General features: G+C 69.5%; 13 protein-coding genes. 9 read left to right on the top strand and 4 right to left on the bottom strand.

Annotated features, from left to right (window positions below; all coding sequences use genetic code 11):
- Positions 1–20: 20 nt before the first annotated feature.
- Genes OKW78_RS00570 through OKW78_RS00560 form a run of 3 tightly spaced genes read right to left on the bottom strand, consistent with a single transcriptional unit; the run spans position 21 to position 2,857 of the window.
- Entirely contained in the window at positions 21–1,106 is a 1,086-nt protein-coding gene (locus OKW78_RS00570; RefSeq protein ID WP_281193391.1) for a hypothetical protein, read from the bottom strand.
- A complete protein-coding gene (gene glpK, locus OKW78_RS00565; protein WP_281193390.1) occupies positions 1,107–2,648 on the bottom strand; it encodes a glycerol kinase GlpK in 1,542 nt (513 codons plus the stop codon). It abuts the gene before it with no gap.
- Complete coding sequence (locus OKW78_RS00560; protein ID WP_281193389.1) at positions 2,645–2,857, bottom strand: hypothetical protein; 213 nt, start codon at positions 2,855–2,857, stop codon at positions 2,645–2,647. The genes glpK and OKW78_RS00560 overlap by 4 nt, the downstream gene beginning before the upstream one ends.
- 175 nt (positions 2,858–3,032) lie before the next feature.
- On the opposite strand from OKW78_RS00560, the gene glpA reads away from it, so the two are divergent.
- From glpA to OKW78_RS00530, 6 genes are all read left to right on the top strand, one after another.
- Entirely contained in the window at positions 3,033–4,811 is a 1,779-nt protein-coding gene (gene glpA / locus OKW78_RS00555; protein ID WP_281193388.1) for an anaerobic glycerol-3-phosphate dehydrogenase subunit GlpA, read from the top strand.
- Positions 4,798–6,180, top strand: a complete 1,383-nt coding sequence (gene glpB / locus OKW78_RS00550) for a glycerol-3-phosphate dehydrogenase subunit GlpB (protein WP_281193387.1) — start codon at positions 4,798–4,800, stop codon at positions 6,178–6,180. Before glpA ends, glpB begins: the two co-directional genes overlap by 14 nt.
- Positions 6,177–7,733, top strand: coding sequence for an anaerobic glycerol-3-phosphate dehydrogenase subunit C (locus OKW78_RS00545; RefSeq protein ID WP_281193386.1), 1,557 nt, complete (start codon positions 6,177–6,179; stop codon positions 7,731–7,733). The genes glpB and OKW78_RS00545 overlap by 4 nt, the downstream gene beginning before the upstream one ends.
- Before the next feature lie 146 nt (positions 7,734–7,879).
- Complete coding sequence (locus OKW78_RS00540; RefSeq protein WP_281193385.1) at positions 7,880–9,298, top strand: CRTAC1 family protein; 1,419 nt, start codon at positions 7,880–7,882, stop codon at positions 9,296–9,298.
- A 78-nt stretch (positions 9,299–9,376) separates the two neighbouring features.
- Positions 9,377–9,553: a hypothetical protein gene (locus OKW78_RS00535; RefSeq protein WP_281193384.1), complete on the top strand. Its 177-nt coding sequence runs from the start codon at positions 9,377–9,379 to the stop codon at positions 9,551–9,553.
- Positions 9,554–9,651: 98 nt separating this feature from the next.
- Entirely contained in the window at positions 9,652–10,377 is a 726-nt protein-coding gene (locus OKW78_RS00530) for a ribosome assembly factor SBDS (protein ID WP_281193383.1), read from the top strand.
- A gap of 69 nt (positions 10,378–10,446) precedes the next feature.
- On the opposite strand, the gene OKW78_RS00525 is transcribed toward OKW78_RS00530, so the two are convergent.
- Entirely contained in the window at positions 10,447–11,058 is a 612-nt protein-coding gene (locus OKW78_RS00525; protein WP_281193382.1) for a hypothetical protein, read from the bottom strand.
- A 116-nt stretch (positions 11,059–11,174) separates the two neighbouring features.
- On the opposite strand from OKW78_RS00525, the gene OKW78_RS00520 reads away from it, so the two are divergent.
- The 3 genes from OKW78_RS00520 to OKW78_RS00510 all read left to right on the top strand — a co-directional run bounded on the left by OKW78_RS00520 (position 11,175) and on the right by OKW78_RS00510 (position 14,008).
- Positions 11,175–11,708: a YbaK/EbsC family protein gene (locus OKW78_RS00520; RefSeq protein ID WP_281193381.1), complete on the top strand. Its 534-nt coding sequence runs from the start codon at positions 11,175–11,177 to the stop codon at positions 11,706–11,708.
- Positions 11,709–11,779: 71 nt separating this feature from the next.
- Positions 11,780–12,766 (top strand): alpha/beta hydrolase, encoded by a 987-nt coding sequence (locus OKW78_RS00515; RefSeq protein ID WP_281193380.1) that lies wholly within the window; start codon positions 11,780–11,782, stop codon positions 12,764–12,766.
- 132 nt (positions 12,767–12,898) lie between these two features.
- Entirely contained in the window at positions 12,899–14,008 is a 1,110-nt protein-coding gene (locus tag OKW78_RS00510; RefSeq protein ID WP_281193379.1) for a metal ABC transporter substrate-binding protein, read from the top strand.
- The last annotated feature ends 30 nt before the right edge of the window (positions 14,009–14,038 follow it).

The raw sequence follows: 14,038 nt of genomic DNA, 5'->3' as shown, positions 1-14,038 counted from the left end.
ACCGGCCGTGAACGCGGCGTTCAGACGGCCCCGGGGACCCACACCGCGGACCCCAGGATGCCGGCGATCGAGAGGATCGCGATGAGCGTGTGCGTGATCGCGATCGAGGCGGCCGGCGGGTCGACGTGCGTGTCCCCGTGCGCGTAGAAGACGCGCTGGAACGCCTCGCCGACGACCGCGCCGAGCAGGCCGAAGAGCCCGGCGATGAGCAGCGCCACGAGCGGGCTGTATCCCGTCCCGGCCGTGGCGAGGTACGCCGTCGCCCCCGGCAGGGTCATGTGGTGGGTGACCGGGATCCGCTCGACGCCGAGGTTCAAGAACAGCAGCGTCGCCGCGCTGATCCCGAACCCGAGGAACGGACTCCCGGTCTGGATCGCGGCGTAGGCCGCGGCCAACCCGGCCGTCAGCCCGATCGCCGCGACGTGCGACCACTTGTACATGTTCGGCAGCCACGGCTCGACGGCGAGCCGGTCCTCGCTCTCCTTTTCGCCGTCGCCCGGCACCTCGCCGGCCTCCCGCATCTCTCCGCGCTCGAACGGGCCCATGTCCATGAACCCGTTCGCCTTGTCGCTGACGATGCCGATCACGGAGTAGCCGAACACCGCCCGGTGGAGCAGCGCGCTCGCGACGACGGTGAACGCGATCGGGTCGGTCGGAACCGCGAGGTTCCGGAGCGTCTGTTCGAGCACGATCCCGAAGACGCCGAAGACCGCCCCGACGGCGAGGATGTCCGGCTTGCTCCCGAGCGCGAAGCCGATGTCCTTCGCGTTGTGGTAGTCGAATCCGGACTCCATCAGGCCGTTCTTGGCGGCGTACGCCGACGCGGCCGCGCCGCCGGCGAAGGAGATGTGCGGGCCGAAGACCGGGCCGAAGCCGACTCCGACGCCGGCTCCGCTGGCCGCGTCGCCGCCGAAGACGCCGGCGATGACGAGGAACCCGGTGAAGATGAACGCGGGGAGCGCGCCGAGAGCGGCACCGAACGCGCCGCCCGCGGCAGCGCCGAGCCAGATGGTCGGGTCGAGCAGGATCTCGAGCACCGCGTCGATGGAGCCCGCGCTCCAGCCGCTGGCCTGCGCGAGGATCCCCATCGCGACTGCGGAGTTCATCTACTCGTCCCCCTCGTCGTCCTTCGCCCAGTCGAGCGACTTCTCGACCGCGTCGCCCCACCGGTCGTACAGCTTGTCGACCTCGGCCTGCTCCTTCTCCGGAGTGAACTCCCGGTCGACCTGCCAGTTGTCGCGGAGCTCGTCGACCGTGTCCCAGTAGCCGACCGCCAGACCGGCCGCGTACGCGGAACCGAGCGCGGTGGTCTCGTCGACCTCCGGGCGCGCGATCTCCGTCTGGATGATGTCGGACTGGAGCTGACAGAGGAAGTTGTTCTTGACCGCGCCGCCGTCGACGCGGAGGCTCGTCGTCTCCACGCCGGAGTCGGCCTCCATCGCCTCCGCCACGTCGCGGGTCTGGTAGGCGATCGACTCGAGCGTCGCGCGGACGATGTGCTCCTTGCTCGTCCCCCGAGTCATCCCGACGATGGTGCCGCGGGCGCGACCGTCCCAATGGGGTGCGCCGAGCCCCGTGAACGCCGGGACCATGTAGACGCCGTCGGTCGACTCGACCGACCGAGCCAGCTCGGCGGTCTGGGCGGCGTTGTTGATCAGGTCGACGTCCTCGAGCCACTCGATCGCCGCGCCGGTGATGAAGATCGAGCCCTCGAGCGCGTACTGGACGGGCTCGCCGGACATCTGGAAGCCGATGGTCGTCAGGAGTCCGTGGTCGGACTCGACGGCCTCGGTGCCCGTGTTCATCAGGTAGAACGAGCCGGTGCCGTAGGTGTTCTTCGCGTCGCCCTCGTCGAAGCAGGTCTGGCCGAACAGCGCGGCCTGCTGGTCGCCGAGCGCGCCCGCGACCGGGATCTCCTCGCCGAGGAAGCCGTCGGCGTCGGTGTGGCCGTAGTAGTCCTCGTCGGAGGAGGGCCGTACCTCCGGAACCATCTCCTTCGGTACGCCGAACTCCGCTAAGAGCTCGTCGTCCCACGCCAGATCCCGGATGTTGTACAGCATCGTCCGGGACGCGTTCGTCACGTCCGTGATGTGGTTGCCCGTGAGGTTGTAGATGAGCCACGAGTCGATCGTCCCCATCACCAGTTCGCCCTCGCGGGCCCGATCGCGGAGGTCGCCCCCGCGGGAACTCTGCATCTTGAGCGGCTCGGCGTTGTCGAGGATCCACTCGGTCTTGGTCGCGGAGAAGTACGCGTCGGCCTCGAGGCCGGTCTTCTCGCGGATCTCCTCGACCATTCCGGCGTCCTGAAGCTCCTCGACGCGGTCGGTCGTCCGGCGGTCCTGCCAGACCAACGCGTTGTGGACCGGCTTTCCGGTTTCACGGTCCCATACGATCGTCGTCTCGCGCTGGTTCGTGATCCCGATCGCGTCGAGCTGGCCCGCCTCCAGACCCGCGTCAGCGAGTCCGTCGAGGACGACCTCCTGGGTGTTCTCCCAGATCTCTATCGGGTCGTGTTCGACCCATCCCGGGTTCGGGTAGATCTGTTCGTGCTGTTCGTAGGCGTTCGCGACGACCTGCCCGCCGTGGTCGAACACCATGAAGCGGGTTCCGGTCGTCCCCTGGTCTATCGCACCGACGTACTGTGTCATGTTTTGGATCCCTCCTGCGGCGCTGGTCCGGCCACAACGACGACGCCACCGTCCGTGTCCTGGTCGGTTCCGGGACCGAACTCGTCACCCTCCCCGCCCCGAAACGTCGTCTTCGAGCCGCAGTTCGGCCCGTAGACCGGGGATGCGGGGTCGCTGTCGTCGCCGCCACGGCATATCTTCACGTAAGCTACCACGCCATTCGTGAACATAATGTACTACCATAATAATCTTCCTGTTAAAATCCGAGAGAGGACAGGCATAAAAAAGGTCAGTATATATATCTACCGGACGTTACGCCGTCAACGGTGTATGAATGTCCCTGATAGTTATGAACGGGTCGCTACGAGAGGTAAAGTAAAGTGATCCCGGTCCAAGCGCTATGACATGGACGATCAAGTGGACGTCGTCGTCGTCGGTGGGGGGTCGACCGGCTGCGGCGTGATACGCGACCTCGCCCGGCGGGGGCTCGACGCGGTCCTCGTCGAGAAGGGAAACCTCACGCACGGGACGACCGGCCGGATGCACGGGCTGCTCCACAGCGGCGGCCGATACGCCGTTTCGGATCAGAAAAGCGCTCGCGAGTGCATCGAGGAGAACCGAGTGTTGCGCGACATCGCCGCCCACTGCGTCGAGGAGACCGGCGGGATGTTCGTCAAACGACCCGAGGACTCCGAGGAGTACTTCCAGGAGAAGCTCGAGGGATGTCGCGCGTGTGATATCCCCGCGGAGGTGATCGACGGCGAGGAGGCCCGGCGGCGCGAGCCCTACCTCGCACGGGACGTGGAGAAGGCCATCGTCGTCCCCGACGGGGCGGTCGACCCGTTCCGGCTCTGTGTGGCGAACGCCGCCGACGCCCGCGAGCACGGCGCGCGCGTCGAGACCCACGCCGAGGTGACCGACGTGCTCGTCGAGGACGACGAGGTCGTCGGCGTCGAGATCGAACACGACAGCGGCCCGGGCAAGCGCGTCCACCGCGAGCCGGGGACGACCGAGGAGATCCACGCGCGCTACGTGGTCAACGCGACGGGCGCGTGGGCCGGGCAGATCGGCGAGATGGCCGGCGTCGACGTGGAGGTCCGCCCCTCGAAGGGCGTGATGACCGTGATGAACACCAGACAGGTCGACACCGTGATCAACCGCTGCCGGCCGAAGGGCGACGCCGACATCGTCGTCCCCCACGAGACCGCCTGCATCCTGGGGACGACGGACGAGGAGGTCGACGACCCCGAGGACTACCCCGAGGAGGAGTGGGAGGTCGACCTCATGATCGAGACCCTTTCGGAGCTCGTACCCGCCCTGAAGGACGCCCGCACGCTCCGGTCGTTCTGGGGCGTCAGACCCCTCTATGAACCGCCCGGAACCGGCACCGACGACCCAACCGACATCACCCGCGACTACTTCCTGCTCGACCACGACGAGCGCGACGACCTCCCCGGCATGACGAGCATCGTCGGCGGGAAGCTCACCACCTATCGGATGATGGCCGAGTCGATCACCGACCACGTCTGTGAGAAGCTGGACCACGACGCCGACTGCGACACCGCCGACGCGCCGCTGCCCGGCTCCGAGGACTTCAGCGTCCTGCGCGACTACATGGAGGAGTTCGGGATCCGGTCGCCGATCGGCCGGCGGTCCGCCCAGCGGCTCGGTTCCCGGACCGACGACGTGCTCTCCGGGACCGACCCCAACCCCGTCGTCTGCGAGTGCGAGGGCGTCACCCGCGCGGAGGTCGGAAACGCGATCGACGACGCGGGATCCGACCTGAACGCGGTCCGGATCCGCACCCGAGCCTCGATGGGCAACTGTCAGGGCGGCTTCTGCACCCACCGGATCGCGTCGGAGCTGGCACGGGAGTACCCCGGGAGGGTCGTCCGCGACGCGGAGGACGAGCTCTACCAGGAGCGCTGGAAGGGCCAGCGACACGCGCTGTGGGGCCGACAGCTCTCGCAGGCGATGTTGAACCACCTGCTCCACGCCACGACGATGAACCGCGACGGCGACCCCGCGACGACGAATGCCGACGTCGACTTCGGCGCGTTCGACGCCGGGATCGACTCGGGATCCGAAGGGTCCGGAACGGGTGATTCCGGGTCGGACGACTCCCACGCAGGCGTCACGGCGACGGACGGCGGGCTGGATGGAGGGAAGCATGGCGATAGATAGCGAGGTCCTCGTCGTCGGCGGCGGGCTCGCGGGGATCACGGCCGCGGTCGCGGCCGCGCGAGAGGGGGCCGACGTCCGGCTCGTCTCCCACAAGGCGAGCACGCTCCGACAGGCCTCGGGGCTGATCGACGCGCTCGGCTACGTCCCGGCGACCGAGCCGTCGAAACCCCTCCGGGAGGGGCCGCCGACCGCTGGCCGGAACCTCGACCCCGACGAGTGGCCCGACCCGGAGGGGCCGCTCGCGGACCCGTTCGAGGCGACGGACCGGCTCCCCGAGGACCACCCGTATCGGCTCGTCGGAGCGGACGCGCTGCGGGAGGGGCTCGACCTGTTCGACGACCTCGTCGGCGACGCGTACCTGGGCGGCCACACCGACCGGAACGCCCTCGTTCCCACCTTCGGCGGGAGCGTGAAACCCACGGCCCGCTACCCGGCGTCGGCCGCGGCGGGACTCGCGAGCGACGACCGACCGACGCTGATCGTGGGGTTCCGCTCGCTCACCGAGTACGACGCGCGGGCGTTCGCCGACCGGCTCTCGGCGGCGGGCGTCCCGTTCGACGTCGCGGGCGCGGAGGTGGAGTTCGCGGAGGCGTTCCGCGCGGACGCGAAGACAACCCGCCTCGCGAAGGCGCTCGACCGCGACGAGGCGATCGACGGCACGCCGGCCCGCGAGGCGCTGGCGAAGGCGGTCGGGCCGCACCTCCACGACGTCGTCGACGACGAGGGGGGAGTCGACCGCGTGGAGCGGGTCGGATTTCCGGCGTTCCTCGGCGACGATCACGCGGCGGAGGTCAGAGCCGACCTCGCGGACCGGCTCGGCGCGGACGTCTTCGAGGTCCCGATGGGCCCGCCGAGCCTGCCGGGGCTCCGGCTCGAGGACCTGCTGTACGACGCGCTCGACGACGCGGGGGTTCGGTTCGAGACGGGGACGCCCGCGGTGGGGTACGAAACCGCCGATGGCGACGACCGGATCGACCACCTCGTGATGGACCGGAAGGGCAGCGCGGTTCCGTACGGCGCGGAGGCGGTCGTGCTCGCGACGGGCGGGCTGGTCGGAAAGGGGCTCGACTCGGACCGCGAGGGCATCCGGGAGCCCGTCCTCGACCTCCACGTCCCGCAGCCGTCGGACCGCTACGAGTGGTTCGTCGACGACGCGTTCGGCGAGCAACCGTACGCGCGGTTCGGCGTGCGACCGGACGACCGGCTCCGCCCGCTCGACGCGGCGGAAGAGGTAGCGTACGACAACGTCCGGGTCGCCGGCGGCGTCGTCGGCGGCGCGGACGTGGCACGGGAGAAATCGGCGAGCGGCGTCTCGCTCGCGACCGGCCTCGTGGCCGGTCGGGAGGCGGCACGGGAGGTTCAGCAATGACACGACACACAGGGGACGACGGCGACGAGGCGAGTGGAACCGGGGCTTCCGAACGGCACGGCGACGCGGACGACGGGACGCGCTCACGGCCGGGGGTTCCGGCGCTCGGCCGCGACGAGCAGCCGGCGATCTTCGTGCCGGACGACGAGGAGGACGAGGCCGCGGGGGGCGGGGAAGCGACCGACCCGCGAACCTCGGCCGATCCGCGGACCGCGACCGACCAACGAACCGCGACCGACGGGGGCGTCGAGAGCGCGACGGGCGGCAGCGACTCGGCCGAGCTCGACCCCGACGCCTACGACCCGATCGACGTGTTCCCCGAGGGCGATCTCGACCTGCGGGACGGAGCCGACTCCTGTTACAAATGCACCTCCTGTGATACCTCGTGTCCGGTCGCGGAGGTCGACGACGAGTTCCCCGGACCGAAGTTTCAGGGACCCGAGCAGTGGCGGCTCAAGCGGAAGGACGACCACGACATCGACGAGTCGATCACCTCCTGTTCGAACTGCATGCGGTGTGACGACGCGTGTCCCTCCTCGGTCCCCCTCTCGCAGATGCACAACGAGGCGCGCGGGCAGTTCGTCGAGGAGCAGATGGAGAAGCTCTCCCTCGAGTACGTCCGCAACCGGATCTTGGCGAACTACCGGACCTCCGCGCGGCTGGCCAGCGTGGTCCCGCGGCTCTCCACGTTCGCGATGAACTTCGGGCCCGCCCGCTGGGCGATGGACAAGGTACTGGGGATCCCCAAGGAGCGGGAGTTCCCCGAGTTCGCGACCCAGACGTTCCGCGAGTGGTGGCGCGACCGCGGCGGCGCGCAGGTCGAGAACCCCGACAAGCGCGTGGCGTACTTCCACGGCTGTTACTCCAACTACAACACGCCGGAGGTGGGGAAGGCCATGGTGCGCGTCTACGAGCACTTCGGCTACGAGGTCATGGTGCCCCCGCAGAAGTGCTCGGGCACGCCGATGTTCGCGAACGGGATGTTGAAGGACGCCCGCCGGCACGCCGAGACCAACGTCGAGAACCTGGTCGCCGCGATCGGCGACGGTGCGGACGTGATCGCGTCGTGTACCTCCTGTTCGATGTCGCTCCGCCAGGAGTACCCCGAGCTGTTCGACATCCACGGGATCGAGGACGTCTCCGATCACACCTTCGAGGCGCTGGAGTACCTCCGGATCCACGAGGACCTGGACGGCGCGCTCGCCGAGAGCGACGGCCCCGAGGACGACCGCGAACTCGCGTACCACGCGCCGTGTCACGCCCGCAACCAGGGGCTCGCGCGGCAGGCGGTCGAGACGTTCCGCGACGTTGACGGCGTCGAGATGGAGGACGTCGGCGACTCCTGTTCGGGGATCTCCGGCACCTACGGCTGGAAGAGCGAGAAGTACGAGAAGTCGATGCAGATCGGCGAGGAGATGTTCGAGCACATGGAGGACGCCGAGGGCGAGGTGGGGATGACGGAGTGTCCCACCTGCGCGATGCAGATGGAACACGGCACCGGCTACGAGATCGAACACCCGCTCCAGCTGCTCGAGGAGACGGTCGTCGCGTAAACCGCCCGGAGGGATCTCCGGTCGGGCGGTCGGATCGTCGCGGGATAGATCACCGTGGGGTGGACCACCGCAACGCGGATCGACCCCCGGCGGTTCGGGGGCATCCAACCCGTGAGTTCATAACCCCCGGGCGGTGACGGACGGCCATGTTCGCGGACCGTTCCGACCTGCTCGCCGACGCCGACCCCGTTCGCGGGTACGGGGTCGCCGTGACTCCGGGACGGGACGGACCGCTCGTGTTCGTGGCCGGGTACGGGGAACCGAACCGCCTGTACGCCCGCGAGAGCGGCGAGAACGGCGAAAAGGGGCGGTTCGCCGACACCGCCTGCGGGATCGTCGCCGACGGCGACAGGCACGCGATGGGGGTCTGTGCGGCAGACGTCGACGCCGACGGCTGCGAGGAGATCTACGTCCACAACTGCGCCAACAGCGCCGGAGTCGCCGGCGACTCCGACCTCCTTCTGGACCGGCTGGAGGCCGACCGGTACCGGTGGACCGACGCGTTCGCGCTCCCGGTCAACGCCGACCGGCTCAACTTCCGCGCGGGTCGGTCCGTCGCCGCGCTCGATCGGTTCGGGACCGGCCGGTACGGGGTCGCGGTCGCAAGCTACGGCGCGCCGTTGGCCTTCTACGAGTTGGGCGACGACGGCGAGGCGTCCGACATGGCCGACGCGGTCGGGCTCGCCGTCGACGACGGCTGTCGGTCGCTCCTACCCGGCCCGCTCTGCTCGCCCGGCACCGACCTGTTCGTCGGCGTCGAGCGCGGACCGAACCGGCTGTTCCGCAACGAGGGCGGCCACTACGAGGCGGTCGACGGCGGCCGGGCGATCGCGGATCCGGAAGGGGACGCCCGCGGGGTCGCGCTGGTCGACGAGGACGGGACGTTCGCGCTCGCGGTCGGCAACTGGGAGGGCCGGAGCCGGCTGCTCAGGCCCGACGCGTCCGGGGTGTACCGCGACGTCGCTCCGCCGGAACTACGCGCCGCCGAGAGCGTCCGCTCGGTCGTCGCCGCCGACTTCGACAACGACGGCAGACAGGAGCTGTTCTGTAACGGGTTCGGGGAGCCGAGCCGGCTGTTCGAGCGGGTCGACCCGCTCGACGGGACCGCCGACGAGCACGGACCGCGGTGGGCCCCCGGCGACGTCGGGGCGGCCGCCGAGCCGACGGGGTTCGGGACGGGGGCGGTCGCCGCCGATCTCGACGGGGACGGGGCTCTCGAACTCCTCGTCGTCCACGGCGAGGTGGCCGCCCAGCCGATCTCGGTGTACGGCGTCCCGGACGCGGCCGAGAACGGGTGGCTCCGCGTCCGGCCGACGACTCCCCAGGGTGCGCCCGCTCGTGGCGCGACCGTCCGACTCCACGCCGACGGGAGGACCCAGCGGCGCGTGATCGACGCCGGCGGCGGATACCTCTGTCAGACCGAGCCGGTCGCGCACTTCGGGCTGGGCGGGGGGGACCCGGACCGCGTCGTCGTGCGCTGGCCCGACGGACGCGAGCGGACGATCCGCGACCCGGAGCCCGACGGCGAACTCGACGTGGCCCACCCGACCGACCGAGACGAGTGAGGCGGGCCGGTCGTCCTCCGGCCGGCCAGAACTGCCGGGCTTGCCGGGTTCAAGTGTGCGCGGCCCGGGGGGAGTCGTATGGTGGACCCGACATCCGACCTCGGCGAGGACGACGAGGCGTCCGCGCCGCGGTGTGAGAACTGTGAGGAGCCGGCGCTCGGCGTCGGCCGACGGACGCTGACGTGGGTGGAGAACGGCGCGGTCGAACGACGGAACTTCTGCGGGGAGGCGTGTCGAAAGGAGTGGGAACGGTAGCGGAGAACGCGAACACGGGAGCGTCGGAGGAGCGGAAGTGCGGGAGAACGGAGCGGGAGCGCGGGAGGCTTTTTATCGCAGGGGTGGTATCCACATGTATGATATCACTCGACGAGGCGGTGACCGCCAGACTGGAGTCACACGGGGAGCGATTCGAGGTGCTCATCGACCCGGACGCCGCGTTGGCGATGAAACGCGGGGAGTTCGAGGGCGAGTTGGAGGACGTGATCGCCGCCGAGGACGTCTTCGAGAACGCCTCTCGAGGCGATCGACCCGCCGAGGAGGACTTAGAGACGGTCTTCGATACGACGGATCCCCTCGAGATCATCCCGCAGGTGGTCGAGCGTGGCGAGATACAGATCACCGCCGAGCAGCGCGAGGAGATGCAAGCGCGCAAGCACAAACAGCTCGTGAACACGATCACGCGCAACGCGGTGAACCCGCAGATGGACGATTCGCCGCACCCGCCCGAGCGGATCGAGCGCGCGTTGGAGGAGGCCGGGTTCCAGATCGACCCGATGGAGCCGGTCGAGAACCAGGTCGACGACGCGCTCGAGGCGCTTCGACCCGTCATCCCGATCCGGTTCGAGGAGGTGACGATGGCGGTTCAGTTGCCCGCGGACTACGCGGGATCCGGACAGGCACAGGTACGGGAGTTCGGCGACCTCGAGCGCGAGGAGTGGCAGAACGACGGCTCGTGGGTCGGCGTGCTCACCTTCCCGGCCGGGCTCCAGAACGACCTCTACGACCTCGTCAACGAGGTCACCTCCGGCGAGGGCGACGCCCGCGTGATCAAGGATAAGGACGAGTTGCGGACGCGGTGAGGGAGTCACGGAACCGAGTCGCCGACGGGGTGAGAACGGGCGAACACGGGTCGGCCCGACGATCGTCGCCTACTCCAACAGGACCGTGAATCCCCACCGCCCGGACGACAGCGGTTCGGCGTCGTCGGAGACGATCGAGACCGTCGTCTCGAACCGGAACTCGCCGACCGGGAGACAGCCGTCCGCCTCGGGGGTCGCGTAGAGGTCGACGTCGCGGTCGCTCGACGCGCCGGCGTCGACCGCGAACGTCCGGTACTCCTCGGTGACGGCGATGCCCTCGTCGAGCCGCCAGCAGTCGGGCTCCGCGGGATAGTCGCCCCCGGTCGGAAGGAGCGTCAACAGTCCGGAGCCGTCGGCGACGTACTCGAAGTGGGCCGCTCGGCCCTCGCCGAGCCTCGCTCGTTCGTCCCCCGCGTTGGTCAGCGTCGTCCGGAGCCGTGGCGGGGATTCCGGGGTTGCGGCCTCGCGGATGACCTCGACCGCCGGCTCGATCGGGAGGTCCAGCCCGTCGTCGACCGAGACGACGGTGACGCCCGGACCGCCACTTCCGGAGGGACGCGTGCCGCCGGGGCCGGATCCGTTCCCGTCGGAAGCAGTGGGCGCGGGGACGGCACAGCCGGCGAGGCCGACGGACGCGGACCCACAGACTCCGCGGAGGTAGCGCCGTCGTGTCGGTGGCATACGACACACAGGTTTCGAGAGCGTATACGTTGACCGGGCGGCCGGCGCGCCTTCCGGCCCCGCCGATCTCTACCGCATCCGGGAGGTTGATGGGTCGCCACGTCACCGGATCGGTCATGCATCAGCGAGCCTCGGAGTTCGCGGAGCGCGCGCACGAGCGATACGGCGTCGACCTCGAGGTCCTGGAGTTCGACGCGGGGACGAAGACGGCGGCGGCCGCGGCGGACGCGGTCGGCTGTGAGGCCGCGGCCATCGCCTCGACCATCGTGGTCGAGCTGTCGGGCGGCGACCGCGACGGCGACGGGGAGGGGGGACGCGCCTCCGGCGGTCGGGCTTCACACGAGGACCTCGTCGCCGCGATCACCAGCGGGGCGAACCGGCTCGATCTGGACGCCGTCGCCGAGCATTTCGACGCCACGTCCGCCACCATGGGCGACCCGGAGCGGATCCGGGAGGTCGTCGGGTGGAGCATCGGCGGCGTTCCCCCGATCTGTCACGACGAGACGGTCCCGACGGTGATGGATCCGACGCTCGGGACGTTCGAGACGGTGTACGGCGCGGCGGGAACTCCGAGCGCAGTCTTTCCGATCGAGCCGGACCGGCTGGCCGACCTGGCGGACGCGACCGTCGTGGACCTGACGGAGTCGTAACCGAGGAGCGCGTAGCGGCAACTCACTCGATCGATCCCGACGTTTATCGCGTCAGGAAGCCAAGCGGTAGCATGGCACGAGACCTGCCCCCGATGGATCCGGAGCTATCGGCCGTCCTCGAGGAGATCCCGGACGAGTTCCTCCTCGCGAACGTCGTCGACTTCGACGACCTGCCCGCGACGCGCGAGCGGATGACCGAGCTGTTGGAGGCGATGCTGGCCGAGGTGCCCGATCGTCCCGGCGTCGAGTCCGAGGACGTGGTCGTCCCCGGTCCGACGGACGACCGGGACCTCCCGCTCCGGGTGTATCGGCCGGTAGACGTCGACGGCGATGACCCCCTGCCGTGTCTCTACTGGATCCACGGCGGCGGCATGGTGTTGGGCGACCTGGATCAGGACGACCCCACGTGCGAGCTGCTCGTCGACGAGGTCGGGTGCGTCGTGGTCTCGGTCGACTACCGACTCGCACCCGAACACCCCTATCCCGCCCCCGTCGACGACTGCTACGCCGGACTGGAGTGGGTCGCGGCGAACGCCGCGGACCTCGGCGTGGACGCCTCCCGGATCGCGATCGGCGGGCAGAGCGCCGGCGGGGGCCTCTCGGCCGCCGTGGCGCTCCGCGCACGCGACGAGGACGGACCCGAGCTGTGTCACCAACACCTGATCTACCCGATGCTGGACGACCGGAACGTCACCGAGTCGAGCGAGCAGGTCACCGACGTCGGGATCTGGGACCGCGAGATGAACGTCCGGGCCTGGGAGGCGTACCTCGGGGAGTTGAGCGACGCGGACGACCTCCCGCCGTACGCCGCGCCCGGGCGGGTCGAGGACCTCTCGGGGCTGCCGCCGACGTACCTCGACATCGGGACCCACGACGTCTTCCGGGACGAAACGAGCGCGTACGCCGAGCGGCTGCTCGGCGGCGGCGTCGAGACCGAGTTCCACCTCTGGCCCGGCGCGTACCACGCCTACGAGACGTTCGCTCCCGAGGCCCGACTCTCGCGGGAGACGTGGGACGCGCGCGTGAACGCTCTCGAACGGGCGTTCGACGAGGAGTGACGAGGAGCACGTGCGGGAGGGCGACCCGATCCGTCGGCCGTTGTTAACTCGACCGGCCGTATCTGCCCCGGATTATTAAATTTGGTTTATCAAATAATAACCTTTTTGTGTTAATCGAACCCATCGATCGGTATGGACGACACACGCAGGTCGATGTTGCGTCGAAGTGCCGGACTGCTCGGCGTCGGCGTCGTCGGATCCCTCGCCGGCTGTGCCGGTACGGGCGTCGGATCGGGTGCCGGCGACGGGGGAGGTGGCGGGGCTGTCGACGGGCTCGACTCCGGCTACGCGATGTTCTTTCCCCTCCACGACTGGGCGAATCGCGTCGCCGGCGACCACGCGACGTTCACGAACCCCGTCGACGTGGGACAGCTCGGCCACGGCTGGGAGCCGAGCGGGACGCTCGCCGCCGACGTCGCCTCGACCGACGCGTTCGTGTACTTCGACAGTGCCGAGTTCACCTGGGCGCAGGACCTCGCATCGACGCTCGAGTCAGATTACGAGGACGTGGCGGTCATCGACGGACTGAGCGACCTCGACGAGCAGTTGCTCGCGTGGGATCACGGCCAGGAGTCACACGAGGAGGGCCACGATGAGGAGGGCGGAGGGGACGATCACGACCACGAGGAGGAGGACGGAGGGGACGATCACGACCACGAGGAGGAGGACGACCACGAGGAGGAGGACGAACATGACCACGGCAGCGAGATCGACCCGCACGTCTGGGTCGATCCGGTTCTCGCGACGGAGGTCGTCGACACCATCGCGGGCGGGCTGAGCGACGTCGACCCGGACAACGCCGACGACTACGTCGAGAACGCCGAGGCGTACAAGTCGGAGCTCGACGAGGTGGACGAGGCGTTCTCCTCGCTGGTCGGCGATGCCGAGCGGGAAGTCGTCGTGCTCGGCGGCCACGACTCCTTTCAGTACCTCTCGGAGCGGTACGGCTTCGAGATCCACTCGCCGGTGGGCGTGTCGCCGCAGAACGAGCCGAGGGCGAGCGACATCTCCGACACGATCGAGGTCGTCGACGAGAACGGGATCGACGTGGTGTTGTACGACCGGTTCGAGTCGCCCAACCTCGCGGAGACGATCGTCGAGAACAGCGATGCGAGCGAGACCATGGCGGTGACGGCCGTGGGCGGGTCGACCCGGGAGTGGAACGAGGCGGGCTACGGCTACCGCGAGCAGATGCTCGAGGTCAACGTCCCCGCGTTCCGACGTGCGCTCGGCGCGGAGTGATGGACGTCGACCGGATCGCCGCATCGAATG

The organism is Halorubrum sp. F4, assembly GCF_027257195.1.
In the GTDB taxonomy this organism is placed as follows: Archaea; Halobacteriota; Halobacteria; order Halobacteriales; family Haloferacaceae; genus Halorubrum.
This window is presented reverse-complemented; position numbering and strand designations above follow the sequence as displayed.